At 70.7% G+C, this 15,724-nt stretch carries 10 protein-coding genes; 9 read left to right on the plus strand and 1 reads right to left on the minus strand.

Features of this window, described 5'->3' with window-relative positions; genetic code table 11:
* The first annotated feature begins 10 nt into the window (after positions 1-10).
* The 5 genes from ACIBI5_RS15600 to ACIBI5_RS15620 all read left to right on the plus strand — a co-directional run bounded on the left by ACIBI5_RS15600 (position 11) and on the right by ACIBI5_RS15620 (position 9,782).
* A complete protein-coding gene (locus ACIBI5_RS15600; RefSeq protein ID WP_397247203.1) occupies positions 11-3,721 on the plus strand; it encodes an AAA family ATPase in 3,711 nt (1,236 codons plus the stop codon).
* Positions 3,722-4,088: 367 nt separating this feature from the next.
* The gene (locus ACIBI5_RS15605; protein WP_397247205.1) at positions 4,089-4,832 is read left to right on the plus strand and encodes a carbonic anhydrase family protein; all 744 of its coding nucleotides are present in this window, start codon (positions 4,089-4,091) and stop codon (positions 4,830-4,832) included.
* A 364-nt stretch (positions 4,833-5,196) separates the two neighbouring features.
* Positions 5,197-6,645 (plus strand): amidase, encoded by a 1,449-nt coding sequence (locus ACIBI5_RS15610; RefSeq protein WP_397247207.1) that lies wholly within the window; start codon positions 5,197-5,199, stop codon positions 6,643-6,645.
* 184 nt (positions 6,646-6,829) lie between these two features.
* Positions 6,830-7,567 (plus strand): hypothetical protein, encoded by a 738-nt coding sequence (locus ACIBI5_RS15615; RefSeq protein WP_397247209.1) that lies wholly within the window; start codon positions 6,830-6,832, stop codon positions 7,565-7,567.
* Positions 7,568-7,835: 268 nt separating this feature from the next.
* On the plus strand, positions 7,836-9,782 hold the full coding sequence (locus ACIBI5_RS15620; protein WP_397247211.1) for an SUMF1/EgtB/PvdO family nonheme iron enzyme: 1,947 nt from the start codon (positions 7,836-7,838) through the stop codon (positions 9,780-9,782).
* 51 nt (positions 9,783-9,833) lie between these two features.
* Here the strand turns inward: ACIBI5_RS15620 and ACIBI5_RS15625 are convergent, their stop codons facing one another.
* Entirely contained in the window at positions 9,834-10,949 is a 1,116-nt protein-coding gene (locus tag ACIBI5_RS15625) for a serine hydrolase domain-containing protein (protein WP_397247213.1), read from the minus strand.
* Positions 10,950-11,150: 201 nt separating this feature from the next.
* Here ACIBI5_RS15625 and ACIBI5_RS15630 point away from each other — a divergent pair, with 201 nt between their 5' ends.
* From ACIBI5_RS15630 to ACIBI5_RS15645, 4 genes are all read left to right on the plus strand, one after another.
* Complete coding sequence (locus tag ACIBI5_RS15630; protein WP_397247215.1) at positions 11,151-11,723, plus strand: RNA polymerase sigma factor; 573 nt, start codon at positions 11,151-11,153, stop codon at positions 11,721-11,723.
* Positions 11,716-12,792 carry a CU044_5270 family protein gene (locus tag ACIBI5_RS15635; RefSeq protein ID WP_397247217.1) on the plus strand — a complete coding sequence of 359 codons (1,077 nt, stop codon included), beginning with the start codon at positions 11,716-11,718 and terminating at the stop codon, positions 12,790-12,792. Before ACIBI5_RS15630 ends, ACIBI5_RS15635 begins: the two co-directional genes overlap by 8 nt.
* Positions 12,776-13,606 carry a CDP-alcohol phosphatidyltransferase family protein gene (locus tag ACIBI5_RS15640; RefSeq protein ID WP_397247219.1) on the plus strand — a complete coding sequence of 277 codons (831 nt, stop codon included), beginning with the start codon at positions 12,776-12,778 and terminating at the stop codon, positions 13,604-13,606. The genes ACIBI5_RS15635 and ACIBI5_RS15640 overlap by 17 nt, the downstream gene beginning before the upstream one ends.
* A 156-nt stretch (positions 13,607-13,762) precedes the next feature.
* The gene (locus tag ACIBI5_RS15645) at positions 13,763-15,700 is read left to right on the plus strand and encodes a GTP-binding protein (protein ID WP_397247221.1); all 1,938 of its coding nucleotides are present in this window, start codon (positions 13,763-13,765) and stop codon (positions 15,698-15,700) included.
* Positions 15,701-15,724: the final 24 nt, after the last annotated feature.

A 15,724-nucleotide genomic window follows, 5' to 3' on the forward strand; every position in this document is an offset into this window, starting at 1 on the left:
CTGCGCCGGCGTGGACCGTAACAGCACCCAGCTCCAGGTCTCGGTGGGGTTGCAGTACCGGCAGGCCATCGACATCCGGCTGCTGATGGAGCAGGTGGCGGCCATCGAAAGGCGTACCCGATCGGTACGCCGGCCGGACCTGGGCGCGGGCCAGGCGGAACGGTGGCGGACGAGCTGCCCCTACCGGGGACTGATGGCCTTCACCGAAGCCGACGCCGAGGTGTTCTACGGGCGTGAGATGGCCACCGCCGAACTGGTCAGCACCCTCGCGCGCCGGTCGGACGGGGCGGGGATCCTGGTGGTGACCGGGCCCTCGGGGGCGGGCAAGTCCTCGTTGCTGCGCGCCGGACTGATGCCGGCGATCGCTCGGGGAGAGTTGTCGGAGCAGGCTCGTGGGTGGATACGTCACCTGCTGGAGCGGCCCACGCGCTCGCCGTTGTCACGCCTGGCCACGTTGATCGCCGGGATGGCCGGGTTGGACGCGCCCGCCGTACGGGAGCATCTGGCGGCTCAGCCCGAGCAGGCGCATCTGCTGGCGCGTCAGGCGGTTGAGTCCGAGGCCCGCCGTCGCGGTCTGCCGGACGCGGCGGTGGCGGCGTGCCGGATGGTCCTGGTCGTCGATCAGTTCGAGGAGGTCTTCGCCCAGAGCGCCGATGAGAAGCGGCAGGCGGAGGCCGCGGCCGAGCGGACGGCCTTCGTCAGCGCGCTGCACGCCCTGGCGAGCGTCCCCTGCGGGCCGGACGACAGCCCGGCAGCGGTGGTGGTGATCGCGGTGCGCGGTGACTTCGTCGACCGCTGCGCCGATGACGCCCATCTGGCCGCGGCGCTGCGGGACGGCCCGTTCGTCCTGGGGCCGATGAGCGAGGGCGATCTGCGGCGTGCGATCACCGGACCGGCCGAGGCCGCCGGCCTGGAGATCGAGCTCGGCCTGATCGACACCATCCTGGCCGAGCTGCGCGCGGCGCGGGGAGGATACGGCGTCGGGGCGCTGCCCCTGCTGTCGCAGGCCATGCTGACCACGTGGGAGTACCGCGAGGACGACCGGTTGACCAGCCGCGGGTACGGGCGCACCGGAGGCGTCACCCAGGCGGTGGCCACCAGCGCCGAGGCGGCGTACACCGCTCTGGACGCCGCTGGGCAGGTCGCGGCCCGCCAGGTGTTCGACGAACTGACGGTGGTCACCGCCGACGGAGTCCCGGCCCGCCGCGCCGCGTCCCGGTCCGCGCTGCCGGCCGGGGAGTTGCTGGAAACCTTCGCCAGGCGGCGCCTCATCGTGATCGACGGCGAGTCCGTGCAGATCGCCCACGATGTCCTGCTGACCGCTTGGCCTCGGCTACGCGGCTGGCTGGCAGCGGATCTGGCCGCGCATCCCGTCCACCGCCAGCTCGTCGACGACGCCCGCGCATGGGATCGTTCCGGCAGGAAGTCGGCCTACCTCTATCGGGGCGAGCGTCTGGCCGGGGTGCGGTCGTTGATGCCGCGCCGGCAGGCCGACACCGGCTGCCATCCGGCGCTGCCGCGCGTATCGCACGAGTTCCTCGACGCGGCGGCGCGGGCGCAGGCCGGGGCCACCCGCCGCCGCCGGGTCCTGCTCTCCATCCTGACCGTGTCGCTCGTGGTGGCCGTGGTCGCGGCGGTCGCGGCCTTACGTGCCCAGCAGGACACCAGCCGCCAGCGTGACGCCGCCGTGTCGCGCAGGCTGGCCGCGCAGAGCGAACTGCTCAGCGCCGATCCCGATCTGTCGGCCCTGCTCGCGGTGGCGGCATGGCGGATCAGCCCCACCGACGAAGCCCGCGCCGGCATGCTCACCGCCCTGCGCGATCCCGGACGCGCCGTGCTCACCGCCCATGGCTCCGGAGTCAACGCGATCGTCTCATCGGTGGCCTTCAGCCCGGACGGGCGCCTCCTGGCCAGTAACAACGGGTACGCGGTGTGGTTGTGGGAGGTGGCCGCCCGCCGGCCGATCGCCTCTCTCGGCGGTCACACGAACGAGGTGTTCGCGGTGGCCTTCAGCCCCGATGGGCGCCTCCTGGCCAGCGGAACCGGCGACGGCACGGTGGCGCTGTGGGATGTGGCCACCCGCCGACAGGTCGGGACGCCCATGGGCGGCGGCGGCAACAGGGTGAGGGACGTGGCCTTCAGCCCGGACGGGCGCCTGCTCGCGGGCGGCACGGAAGACGGCACGATCCGGTTGTGGGATGTGGCCGCCCGCAAGCCGGCCGGTACCTTGACCGGTCACGGCGACGCCGTGCTCTCGCTGGCCTTCAGCCCGGACGGGCGTACCCTGGTCAGCGGCAGCGAGGACCACACGATGCGGTTGTGGAACGTGGCCGCGCGCAAGCCGATCGATGCCCCCATACGCGGATACATCGGCTCGGTGGACTCCGTGGCCTTCAGCCCGGACGGGCACAGCGTGGCCGGTAGCGGCGGCGGCAGCGTGCGGTTGTGGGACGTGGCCAGCCGCGAACCGACCGGTCCCTTCCTGCCGGGGGCGGACTTCGTGTCCTCGGTGGCCTTCAGCTCGGACGGGCGTACTTTCGCGACCGGCGCGGACGGCACGGTGCAGCTGTGGAACGTGGCCACGCAAAGGCCGGTCGGCGCCCCCTTGACCGGCCATGCCGGTGAGGTGTTCTCGCTTCGTTTCAGCTCCGACGGGCGGAGCCTGGCCGGCGGCGGCGCGGACGGCACGGTGCGCCTGTGGGATGTGACCGCCCGGACGCCGGTACGCACCCGCTTGAGCGGCCACAGCGATGAGGTGTCTTCGCTGGCCTTCAGCCCGGACGGGCGTACCTTGGCCAGCGGCACCGACGGCGTCGTGGTCCGATTGCTGGACACGGCGGCTCGCGAGCCGGTCAGCACCATGCTCGGCGGCCACGACAACCATGTGCGTGCGGTGGCCTTCAGCCCGGACGGACGTCTGCTGGCCAGCGGTGACGACGACTCCGTTCGGTTGTGGGACATGGCCACGCGCGAGCCTGTCGGTGTCCCCATGACCGGTCACACCGCTCAGGTGTACTCGGTGGACTTCAGCCCGGACGGGCGTACCGTGGCCAGCGGCCGGAGCGACGGTACGGTGATGTTGTGGGACGTGGCCTCTCGCCGGCCGGTCGGCGCTCCCTTCGGTGGTCCGGGCGACGACACGACGTTCTCGGTGACCTTCAGCCCGGACGGGCGGATCCTGGCCGGGAGCGGCGGCGACGGAGTGGTGCGGCTGTGGGACGTGGCCACCCGCGAGCTGATCGGTCCCCCGCTGACCGGCCACACCGCCGAGGTCGGCTCGGTCGCCTTCAGCCCGGACGGACGCAGCCTCGCCAGCGCAGGTCGCGACGGCACGGTGCGGTTGTGGGACGTGGCCACGCGCAGGCCGATCGGCGCACCGTTGACCGGCCACACCGCCGAGGTGTACTCGGTGGCCTTCAGCCCCGATGGCCGGGTCCTGGCCAGTGGCAGCGGTGACCGGACGGTGCGGTTGTGGGACGTGGCCACACGCGGGCCGATCGGCCCGCCGTTGACCGGGCACACCGCTCACGTGTTCTCCGTCGCTTTCAGCCCGGACGGGCGGCGGCTGGTCGCCGGAAGCGATGGCGCGGTGTGGACGTGGGAGGTGGGCGTCCCGCGTTATCTCGATGACGCGGTGTGCGCCATCCCCGCCCGCACCCTCACGCGGGCCGAATGGGCGCAACACATGTCCGAGGTGGACTTCCGGATAGTTTGCCGATGAACCCCGACCTGAGACCTGGTAGGTCGCCACTCCCGTCGCGGTCTTCGATCGCACAGGGTGGTCGCCGTTAGGCCGGTGAGCGCCGCGAGTGACGTGCGAAATCCCATGGTTCATGGGATGCCGACAGCGCGGGGGAAGTTGGGTACGCGGACCGGATTCGAGAGAAGACCCACCCGCTGTCCTCGCGGGAGTTCGAGCGGCCGAAGCTCGGGGGACGGTTTCGTCGGAAAATGCAAGCCTCGAATGATCGAGAATCATGATTTATCGTGAGAATACCCCCCGCTGGCATGTCGTCACCGCCGATGACGGAGCCAGAGCACGCGTGCCACCACCGAGTCCGGGATGATCCGCGAACGAAGGGTGTTACATGCTTTCACGCTTAACCAAGTTACTGATCGCCGTCGCCACGACCGCAGCACTCATCACAGCGCCCGCGCAGGCCCAGCATGTCTGCACCGGAGCCCCAGGCCACGTCCAGAGCCCCGTGGAGATCGACCGCTCCCAGAACTGCGGCTCCGCCACCCCCGCGATCACCATCAGCTACGGCTTCGCCGACGGGACCATGCGGTTCCGCGACAAGAACCTCAACGGTTCCGTCGACAACCACGACGACGTCTCCTTCGTCCCCGACCAGCTCAGCGACCCGCACATCATGTACGGCACCACGAAGTACAAGCTCACCGAGGTTCACTACCACTTCGACGCCGAGCACAAGTTCCAGGGCCAGGCGCAGGCCCCGGCAGAGGCCCACTTCGTCCATGCCAGCGCATCCGGGTCCACCGTGGTCCTCGGCGTCCTCATCGACGGCGTGAGCGTCCCGGCCTCCGACGCGCACGACCATCCCCTCGCCGGTGTGCCGACCACGCTGGGCGACAGCTGGAGCATCGGCTCGGTGAACCTCGCCGGAATGCTCCCCGCCAACAAGGCGAGCTTCCGCTACTCCGGCTCGCTCACCTCCTCGCCCTACACGCCGGTTCACTGGGTCGTCCTCAACGACCACGTCGAGGCCACCGACAGCACCATCGCCCAGGTGAAGGCGCCCTTCGGGGCGGCCGGGAACAATCGCGACCGCCAGAACGTGGCGCCGAGGATCTACCCGGGCAACCCCTGACCCACAGGTAGGCGGACAGCACCCGCCCGCTCGCTGAGCAGCGCACTCGCGCCTGCGAGGTTACGCGCTCGGGCGCTGGGCCCCGACCATCCGGACACGGTGACCACGCGCGACCACCTCGCCGAATGGGGCCATTGATCACGGAAGACCAAGCCGGCCCCCGTAGAGGCGCGCCGATCGGGGCCTGACCCGCACCGATCGGTGACGCCGAGGTTCAGGCAAACTGTGGCGAAATGTGAGAAAAGCCACACCGCGATTTAGCGCCCTATGCCCGCTAAGGTCGATCGAGACCCGCCCTGAGCTGGGATTTTGCGTCGCCCGCAGAGATGTGGGAGGCGCGGGTCAAGCTTTACCGGAGGTTCGCATGACCGATCTGGCATTTCGCTCCGCAGGCCAGCTCGCCGCCGCCGTCGCGGCAAAGGAGGTGTCGAGCGTCGAGCTTCTCGACCACTACCTCGACCGGGTGGAGCGACTCGATCCGAAGGTGAACGCCATCGTCGCCCGGGACGAGGAGGGCGCGAGGGCAGCGGCGCTGGAGGCCGACCGCACGGTCTCGCGCGGCGAGCCGCTCGGCCGCCTGCACGGCGTCCCCGTGACGATCAAGGACAGTCTCGAAGTCGCGGGCATGCGGACCACCGGGGGTTCGGCTCGCTGGGGGGAGCATGTCTCGACGAGCGACGCCGAGTCGGTCGCGCGCCTCAAGAACGAGGGGGCGATCGTGTTCGGCAAGTCCAACATGCCGCCGGACGCCCGGGACTGGCAGACGTACAACGAGGTCTACGGGACCACGAACAATCCGTGGGACCCGACCCGCGGACCCGGCGGTTCGTCCGGCGGGTCCGCCGCGGCGCTCGCCGCTGGGCTGACCGGGCTGGAGCTCGGCGGCGACTCGGCGGGCTCGATTCGGGTGCCCGCCCACTTCTGCGGCGTCTACGGGCTGCGCACGTCGTTCGGGATCGTGCCGAGGTACGGGAGCGTCTCGGGGCATGCTCCCGGAACGCTGGCGGACTTCGACATGGCGGTGCTCGGCCCGCTCGGCAGGCACGCCGACGACCTCGACCTGGGTCTCGACATCCTCGCGGGAGCGGACCACGACCGCGCCCCGGCTTGGCGGCTGGAGCTGCCCGCCGCCAGGTCGGCCACTCTACGGGGCTTTCGGGTCGCGGCATGGCTCGAAGACCCGTTCTGCCCCGTCGACGGCGAACTGGTCGCGATCATGCGGGCGACGGTGGAAGCGGTGCGGGCCGAGGGCGCCGTCGTGGTCGAGGGCAGGGGACCGGTCGGGCTCGAAGAGACGATGGCCCTCTACGAGCCGTTGCTGATGGCGCAGAGCGGACTGGTCGAGCCGGACGAGTCGTACGCCGGGCTCGTGGACCTCGCCGCCGCCGAGGGGGCCGCGGGCGGGTTCGCGTCGGACCTGACGGTCAGCTTCCGTGAGTGGCACGCGCTCGACGAACGCCGGCAGCACTCCCGGCGCCGCTGGTCCGCGTTCTTCCGCGACGTCGACGTGCTCCTCTGCCCGGTGACCCCCACGGCCGCCTTCCCGCACGACCAGCAGCCCGATCCCACCTGGTCGGTCCGTACCCTGCGGGTCGACGGCGCCGACCGGCCGTATCGCGACATGCTCACGTGGATGGCGCCGTCGGCGGTCAACCACCTGCCCGCGGCGGTGGCGCCCGTCGGGACGACCCGGGACGGGCTTCCGGTCGGCATCCAGGTGATCGCGCCCTACCTGAACGACCGCACCGCGGTTCGGTTCGTGCGGTGCCTCGCGGACGTGATCGGCGGATTCCGCCGCCCGCCGGGCTTCTGAGCGCCGCGCCGGCCCGACACGGTGTTCTCGTCGTACGCGGAACGCTTCCCGGGCCGGCCGTGGTCGTTCCCCCATCAGGCGTACCCGCTGCTGCCCGTGGTGGTGATTTATCTTCCAGTCACAAGTTGTCCATCCCTCGTCGTTACGGTCTGGCCGGTCAGTGTCCGATCGAGGGAGACGATTCATGACGATCACCAGCAAGCTCGCCGCTGCCGGAGCCGCCGTCGCGGTCGCGGGCTCGATGCTCGTGGCGGCGCCGGCGGCCTCGGCCGCCTCCGACTACGACAAGTACCCGTGCCAGGAGGGCCGCGCTCGTTCGCCGTTCATGCCGGTCAACCCCGCCGCCAACCAGTGGAACCCCAACGGCAAGCACGGCAAGGGCGGTGGCGGCTCCAACGGAGCGATGACCGCAGGAGAGGCGATCGGCGGTCTCATCTCCATGATCGTCGATGAGACCAGAATGGACGGCCGGCGCGAGAAGCTCACCGAGGACGCCGTCGCCGCCGCGGACAAGGCCTCCGGCGGCCGGTGGAACATCGCCGTCCTCTACCAGGGCCTCACCTACGACGGCAAGACCATCGCACCCAGCGCGGGCAACGACAGCCCCTACTTCAAGAAGCACGACTGGGGCGGCAGTCTCGTCCAGAACGAACCGGCGGCCAAGCTGATGCTGTGCCACTGGGGGCTCGGCGCCACCAACCGCGACACCCGCAAGAAGGTCGCTCCCGCCCACGTCTACTCCGTCTACATCTTCGACACCGCCGAGACGCTCGTGAACCCCGGCGACGGCGGCTTCATCAACTGGCGTTTCAAGGGCTGGTTCAACCGTGAGGGCAACACTGTCCGCTTCGACAAGGCCCCCGGCTACCCCGAAAAGCAGAACCTGGACCCGCTCGACACCCGTCCCGGCGGCCAGAAGTAGCGGCGACATAGGGCACGGCCAAGGTACGGCTCACCGCCGCCCGGCCTGACGCCCGCGCGGAAGAACGAGGGTGGGCCGGCACCGTGCCCGGCCCACCGCTCGGATCGGCCCCATCGGGGGAGCGTTGGCCACCGGCCGCGACGACGGAACGCGGTCAGGAACGTGTCGGAGACGATGTCGTCGGCATATAGGAGGACCTGAGGGCTGTTTTCGGGCAGCGGGTCGTGCGAGGGTGTTCCGTAAACGTTTACGGCGTTTGGGAGCCTTCATGAAATCCCCCGGTTTCAACCCATATCTGCCCAGGCCCATCGATCTGCCGGCCGAGGTACCACTGGCGGAGGGCAGCGACCTGTCGGTGCTGGACGAGGCGAAGATCTTCGCCGCGCCCGGTGATCCGGGGCTGTGGGAGGTGTGGCGCGAGCGGATCGGGCAGTGGCGGGAGCAGGCGCGGGAGCGGATCGGCTACTCGGACGAGCGCTACCGGGTGTCCGACCGTGATCGTTTCAGCGTGTGCGTGGCCTGGTTGTGGGACGAGACGCTGTACGACCACGCGCGCGGCACGTTCACCGTGGACGCCTTCCTGGACGCGGCCGAGCGGGACTTCGGCGGGTACGACGGCGTCCTGCTCTGGCACGCCTACCCGGTGATCGGGATCGACTCCAGAGACCAGTTCGCCTTCTATCGCGACATTCCCGAGTTGCGGGAAGTCGTCGCGGACTTCCAGCGGCGCGGCGTCCGGGTCTACCTCAGCTACTACCCCTGGGCCAGCGAGACCTCCACCGACATCGCGGACCTCACCGAGCGGCTCGGCGCCGACGGCATCTTCCTCGACAGCTCCAAGGAGGGCCGGCCGGAGCTGCGCGCCGCACTCGACGCCATCCGGCCCGGACTGGTCATGGAGGGCGAGTCGCGGATCCCGCTGGCCCGCGTGCACGACCATCAGATGTCGTGGGCCCAGTGGTTCGCCGACTCGCCGGTGCCCGGAGTGCTGCGCGCCAAGTGGTTCGAGCGCGGGCACCTGCCGCATCACACGCGGCGCTGGCACCGTGACCACCTGGACGAGTTGCACTCCGCCTGGCTGAACGGCGCGGGCATCCTCGTCTGGGAGAACGTCTTCGGCGTCTGGGTGGGCTGGAACGCCCGCGACCGCGCGGTGCTGCGCGGTATGCGCCGGGTGCATCGGACTCACGCCGCCTGGTTCGGCTCGCCGGACTGGACGCCACTGGCCGACCACGTCGCCGGCACCACGGTGTACGGCTCTCGCTGGGTCCACGACGGGGTGCCGCTGTGGACGGTCGTCAACCGGGGCGCGGCCTGCGACGGCCCCTGGCTGCGTACCGGTGATCGGCCCGGCCACCGCTGGATCGACCTGGCCACGGGCACGCCGCTGACCGTCAGCCCCGCCCCGGACGGCGGTGTCCACATCGGCGGCCCGCTACCGGCGGGCGGCATCGCGGCCGTGATGCCGGTGCCGCCGGGCGTCGATGTGATGGTGGCGCAGGTCGTTGAGGAGCCGGAGGATGACGCCTTTCCCGCCAGGGCCGCTGTGCGGGTGGCGAAGCCGTACGCGCCTCGCGAAGCCGTACCGGCGGGGATGGTGGCGGCGGGCGGGGGCGAGTACGAGCTGACCGTCCGTCATCGCGTGCGGGAGACCGGTCTGTACGGCGAAGCCCCCTACGTCGATGAGTGGAAGCCGCTGCCTCCTCGGCTGCACCACACCGGCACGCTGCGCCGGGCGGTCCGGCTCGGGCGGTTCGCCATCGCGGTCAGGGAGGTGAGCGCCGGGGAGTACGCGGAGTTCGTCCGCTCCAGCGGCTACCGGCCGGTCCGCCCCGAACGCTTCCTGGCCGGACATCTGGACGACGCCACCGCGCCCGCCACCTATGTGGATCTGGAGGACGCGCGCGCGTACGCCGCCTGGGCGGGAGCGCGTCTTCCCACCGAGGACGAGTGGCAGGTCGCCGGGGAGGCGGGGTTGCTGGAGCGCCGCAGGTCGCTGGTGTGGAACCTCACCGAGAGCGAGCACACCGACGGGCGTACCCGGTTCTGCATCCTCAAGGGCGGCAGCGCCTACGTCCCTGAGGGGTCCGACTGGTACTTCGACGGCGGCCCGCAAGCGGCCGACGTGTCGGCCAAGCTGCTCCTGCTCGGTGCCGGGCTCACCCGTTCCCCCTCGGTCGGCTTCCGCCTCGCCGCCGACCTGCCGCCCCGATAGCCGCCCTGCCCACCCGATAGCCGGCCTGCCGCCCCGACAGCGAGCGGGCGGTCAGGTCAGGGCGACGCCGTACATCGTCTCGATGATCTTGATGGGAAGGTCCAAGGTCTTCGGCTCGATGGTGGTGTGGACGGTGACGCTCCTCTGTCCGTCGTCGGTGCTCAGCGCGAGGGTGAAGGATCCGGGGAGGGTGCCGCTGACGCCGCGCACGGTCAGGCCGTCCATGCCCGCGCTGTCGAACTCGATCACGCCGAGGCCGTAGCGGGCGTGCGGCAACCAGGCGGCGCCGCCTTTGGTGACCATGGTCCACATCTCGTGGTGCTGAGCCGTTGGCAGCAGGCCGCCGGTCGCGATCGCCCGGAGGAAGCGGGTCAGGTCTTCGGTGGTGGAGACGACGCCGCCGGCCGCCCAGCCCCAGGAGGTGTTGAGCGCGGTGACGTCGGTGGGCGGTTTGTCGGGGTCGATCATCGACGCCCAGTTCTCCGCGGTGAGCGTCGCCGGGTCGACGCCGTCCTTGAGGGCGCCGGTGATGTAGGCCGTGGGATGCGGGTGGGGATAGCCGGTGGCGTCGGCGGGCCGTACGTGGGTGTGGGTCAGGCCGAGCGGCCGGATGACCGCGCGTTCGACTTCGGCGGCGTAGGTGTCGCCGGTGACCTTCTCGATGATCGCGCCGGCCAGGTAGTAGCCGCCGTTGGCGTAGACGAACTGCTCGCCCGGCTCGCCGACCGGCGGCTGGGACACCGCGAGCCGCACCAGTTCGGAGGTGGTCCAGACGCGGGTCGGCTGGGTGACCATGCTGTGCTGCAGGTCGGGTGCGAGGCCGGTGAGGAACAGGCCGCCGGTGTGGTTGAGCAGGTGCCGGATGGTGATCTTGTCGCCGTCGTAACCGCCCGCCTCCATGACGCCGGGCAGCCAGGTGTTCACCGGGTCTTCGAGGCTCAGCCTGCCTTCGGCCGCCAGGGTCAGCACGGTGGCGGCGGTGAAGGCCTTGCCGGAACTGCCGATGTGGAGGTGCTCACCGGGCTGACGCCTCTGCCCGGTGGCGAGGTCGGCCACTCCCGCGGTGCCGAACCACGACCCGTCGGCGTCGTGGACTTCGGCGACGATGCCGGGAACGCCGTCCTCGGCCACGGCCCAGTCCAGGATCCGCTGGATGTCTCGCGCCATGTGATGCCCCTTCTCTCACTGAGTACGTTGTACGCGGTTAAGGGTCAGAGTAGGTTACTGGGTACCACGTACGCAACTGGGGTGACATCCGGCGAAATTTCGGGTTAAAAAAGTGTGAAGGCGAATCCGGGCTTCGGCGGAATACAGGGTGTAACCCAAAGAAGGGACACCATGCGAATGGCCGCTCCCCCGGACGTGCCTGTGACAGTCGATGACGCGGCACTCATCGAGCAGTCGTGGCGCCGCCCGGACGTGTTCGCGGTGCTCTACGACCGGTACTTCGACGAGATCTACCGCTATCTCGCCGGCCGGCTCGGCCCGCACATCGCCGACGACCTGGCCGCCGAGACGTTTCTCGTCGCCTTCCGCAAGCGGCGGACCTACGACGCCGCCCGCGGAGCCGTACGGCCGTGGCTGTACGGGATCGCCACCAAGCTCCTCGCCCAGCACCGCAGGAGTGAGACCCGCCGGTTATCCGCCTTCCAGCGCGCACCGGTGGACGTATTGGCCGACGACGGCCCCGAGGACAGGGTGACCACGCGCGTCGCCGCCGCGAACGCACAGGGGCGGCTCGCGTCGGCGCTGGAGCGCCTGTCCCACGGGGACCGCGACGTGCTGCTCCTCATCGCGCTGGCCGACCTCAGCTACGAGGAGGTCGCCCAGGTGCTCGACATTCCTTTCGGGACCGTCGGATCCCGCCTCAACCGGGCCCGCAAGAAGTTGCGCGCGGCCCTGGGCGGAAGCAATCCCATGATCGGAGGGTCCGATGGATGATGACCTGACCGCGGTGCGCGATCTGCTCTCCGCTCCAGGCCCCACCCGGGAGACGACCGACAAGGGCCGCGCGCGCCTGAGCGACGCGTTGTCGCGCCGGCCCAGGAGGTGGGTCACGCCGATGCGCACCGGCATGGTCGCCGCCGCGCTGGCCACGGCGCTGGGGGTGGCGGTCCTCGTGCCGTCGGACGACCTGGTCCTGCTGACCCCCGACCCGACCGCCGCCTCCACCGCGCCGACCGCCAGGCAGATCCTGCTCGCCGCGGCCACGGCCATGGCCAGGACGCCGTCGGCCGGCGACTACTGGCGGGCGCGCACGGTCACCGGCAAGCTGATCGTCAGCCCCGATCGCCGGTACGTGCTGCGCCGCGACTCGGCCAGCGAGACCTGGCTGACCCGGGCGGCGGGCGGGCGGAGCGGGTCGTTCAACCAGTACCTGGGCGCCCGGCCGGCCTCGGATATGGACAAGCTGGCCTGGCAGGCTGCGGGCGGCCCGGTCAGCTGGCGCTACCCGGACGACGTCACCGGCATGGGCTTCATCGGCGCGGGCGAGACCGTGCAGTCGGCGCCGGGGGCGCGGGTGGGCGGAGCGCCGAAGGAGCCGGTCGACTGGGACGAGGTCAGCAGGATCCCGGCGGGCGCGGCGCCGCTGCGCTCGTACCTGGAGGCGAAGATCGGCGCGGTCAGCCCGCGGGAGCTGGATTCCCGGCTGCGCAAGAGCTGCATGGAGATCCTGTCCGGGCTGCCGGTCTCGCCGGAGGTACGCGCCTCCGCGTACCAGGTGATGGCCTCGCTGCCGGGGATGACGGCGGAGGGAGAGGTGACCGATCCGCTGGGCCGTACGGGACAGGCGCTTCGCTACCAGGTCAACCGGCCGGAGGGGCAGGTCAGCGACGCCCGTTTCGTGGTCGATCCGGACAGCGGCTTCCCTCTGGCCAACGAGACCAAGGGCGTGGGGCGGCTGGCCGACGGCCAGAGCGTGGAGGTCAGCTCCTTCACCGCCTACCAGCAGATCGGCTGGACGGACGAGGAACCGGACTGGGAGAGCGATCGTGTTCACGCTGAATGAGGTCAGGGAGCGCACGTACAAGCCGCGCGACGCGTGGTGGACGGTGTTCCTGGTCGATCCGCTGGCGGGGCGGCTGGTGGTGGCCGCGGCCAACCGCACCTCGATCACCCCGAACCAGGTCACGTGGGCGGCGTTCGCGCTCGGGCTGGGGTCGGCGGCCTGCTTCGTCATGGGCGACTGGAGCTGGGTGGCCGCCGGGGCGGTCCTGTACCACCTGAGCTTCGTCCTGGACTGCGTCGACGGCAAGATCGCTCGGCTCAAGGGGACCGGGACGGTCTTCGGCGGCTGGCTCGACTACGTCTTCGACCGGATCCGGGTGCTGGCCTGCTCCATGGCGCTCATGTGGGGGCAGTACCGGCTGACCGGCCAGGATCTCTACCTGATCCTCGGCATCCTGGTGGTCTTCCTCGACATGCTGCGCTACGTCGACGCCTTCCAGGTGGCGAAGGTCCGCCGCGCGATGCGCCGCCGGCTCGACGAGGTGATCGGCGGTCCGGGCGAAGAGCACGACGAGGAGCACCATGTGGAGCCGGAGGAGCTGATCGACCTGCAACGCGGCTTCCGCAGCCGCTTCTCCTGGTACATGGTGGCGCGCGACTGGCTGCGCGACCACCGGGTGCGCACGCACCTGATGAGCGGCATCGAGTTCCAGATGGCGGTGTTCATCGTGGGGCCGCTGCTGGGGCTGGTCGTGCCGGTCACGCTGGCCGCGGCGGGGCTGCTGCTGGTCTTCGAGGTGGCGATCATGTACAAGCTCTGGCTGTCCTCGCGCGACCTGGCCAAGGCGCTGACCGGCATGAGGGCGGGGGGTTAATTGCGTTGAGAGCGGGGGCGGCTGTCTGCTCTACTCGGGGGACGGACGGCCGCCCAGCTCCGTCGATGAGAAGAAGGATCCCCAAGATGCGCGAAGCGTACATGTTTCCACAAAAGGTAAATCTCACCTCTTTTAGGGACATGACGCTTCGTGAGAATGCTCAACTTGGGGATCTTGGCGCATGTAGACGCCGGTAAGACCAGCCTGACCGAGCGGCTGCTCTACGCCGCCGGGGTCATCGACGAGATCGGCAGCGTCGACGACGGCAGCACCCAGACCGACTCGCTCGCTCTCGAACGCCGCCGCGGCATCACGATCAAGTCCGCGGTCGTGTCCTTCGCGATCGGCGACGTCACCGTCAACCTGATCGACACCCCCGGCCACCCCGACTTCATCGCCGAGGTGGAGCGGGTTCTGAGCGTGCTCGACGGCGCCGTGCTGGTGATCTCCGGCGTGGAGGGCGTGCAGGCCCAGACCCGCGTGCTCATGCGCACGCTCAAGCGCCTGCGCATCCCGACGATCCTGTTCGTCAACAAGATCGACCGCCGCGGCGCCCGGACCGACGCCGTCCTGCGCCAGATCACCGAACGGCTCACCCCCGCCGCCATCCCGCTCGGGACCGCGCGCGACCTCGGCACACCCGCCGCCTCCTTCCATCGCGCGTACGGCGGAGCCGACGTGCTGGCCGACAACGACGAGGCGCTGCTGGCCGCGTACGTGGCCGACGCCGTCCCGGAGGAACGCCTGCGCCGCGAGCTGGCGGCCCAGACCGCCGGCGCCCTGGTCCACCCGGTCTTCTTCGGCTCGGCCATCACCGGCGCCGGTGTCGCGGAGCTGAGCGACGGCATCCGGGAACTCCTCCCGGCCGCCGAAGGCGCGGCGGACGCCCCGGTCTCCGGCACCGTCTTCAAGATCGAACGCGGCCCGGCGGGCGAGAAGATCGCCTACGCCCGGCTGTTCACCGGCGCCGTGCGCGTACGCGACAAGCTGCCTTTCCGCACCGGGCAGGAGGGCAAGGTGACCGCCATCGCCGCCTTCGAAAGCGGCGCGGCGATCCCCAGGCAGGAGGCGCGCGCCGGCCAGATCGCCAAGCTCTGGGGCCTGGACGACATCAGGATCGGCGACCGCATCGGCGAGGCGGCGCCCGGCGCGGACGCCCACCACTTCGCCCCGCCCTCCCTGGAGACGGTCGTCATCCCCGCGCGCCCGTCGGAGAAGGGCGCCCTGCGCGCCGCGCTCGCCCAGCTCGCCGAGCAGGACCCGCTGATCAACCTGCGCCAGGACGACCTGCGGCAGGAGATCTTCCTGTCCCTCTACGGCGAGGTGCAGAAGGAGGTCATCGAGGCCACGCTGGCCGACGAGTTCGGCCTCGCGGTCACCTTCCGCGAGACCACCACCATCTGCGTCGAACGCCCTTCCGGCACCGGCTCGGCGGTCGAGTTCATCGCCAAGGACCCCAACCCCTTCCTGGCCACGGTCGGGCTGCGCGTGGATCCGGCGCCGGTCGGCAGCGGGGTGGAGTTCCGGCTGGGGATCTCGCTGGGCGACATGCCGTACGCCTTCTTCAAGGCGGTCGAGGACACCGTCCACGAGACGCTCCGGCAGGGGTTGCGCGGGTGGCAGGTCGTGGACTGCACGGTCACGATGACGCACTCCGGCTACTACCCGCGCCAGAGCCACGCGCACCAGGGCTTCGACAAGAGCATGTCGAGCACCGGGGCCGACTTCAGGGGGCTGACGCCGCTGGTGCTGATGAGCGCGCTCAGGCGGGCGGGCACGCGGGTGTGCGAGCCGCTGCACCGCTTCCGGCTGGAGATCCCGGCCGACGCGCTGGGGCCGGTGCTGCCGTTGCTGGCGCGGTTGCGGGCCGTACCCAGGACGCAGGGCGAGGGCGTGATCGAGGGAGAGATCCCCGCGGCCAACGTGCACGAGCTGCAGCAGCAACTGCCCGTGCTCACCCGCGGCGAGGGAGTGCTGGAGAGCTCCTTCGAGCGCCACCACGAGGTCTCCGGCGCGCCGCCCGAGCGCGAGCGGACCGACCACAACCCGCTCAACCGCAAGGAGTACCTGCTGCATGTGGAACGGAGGGTCTGAGCAGCTCAGAGCGCGGAAATGTCG

This window comes from Nonomuraea sp. NPDC050540 (assembly GCF_044457485.1).
Classification (GTDB): Bacteria; Actinomycetota; Actinomycetes; order Streptosporangiales; family Streptosporangiaceae; genus Nonomuraea.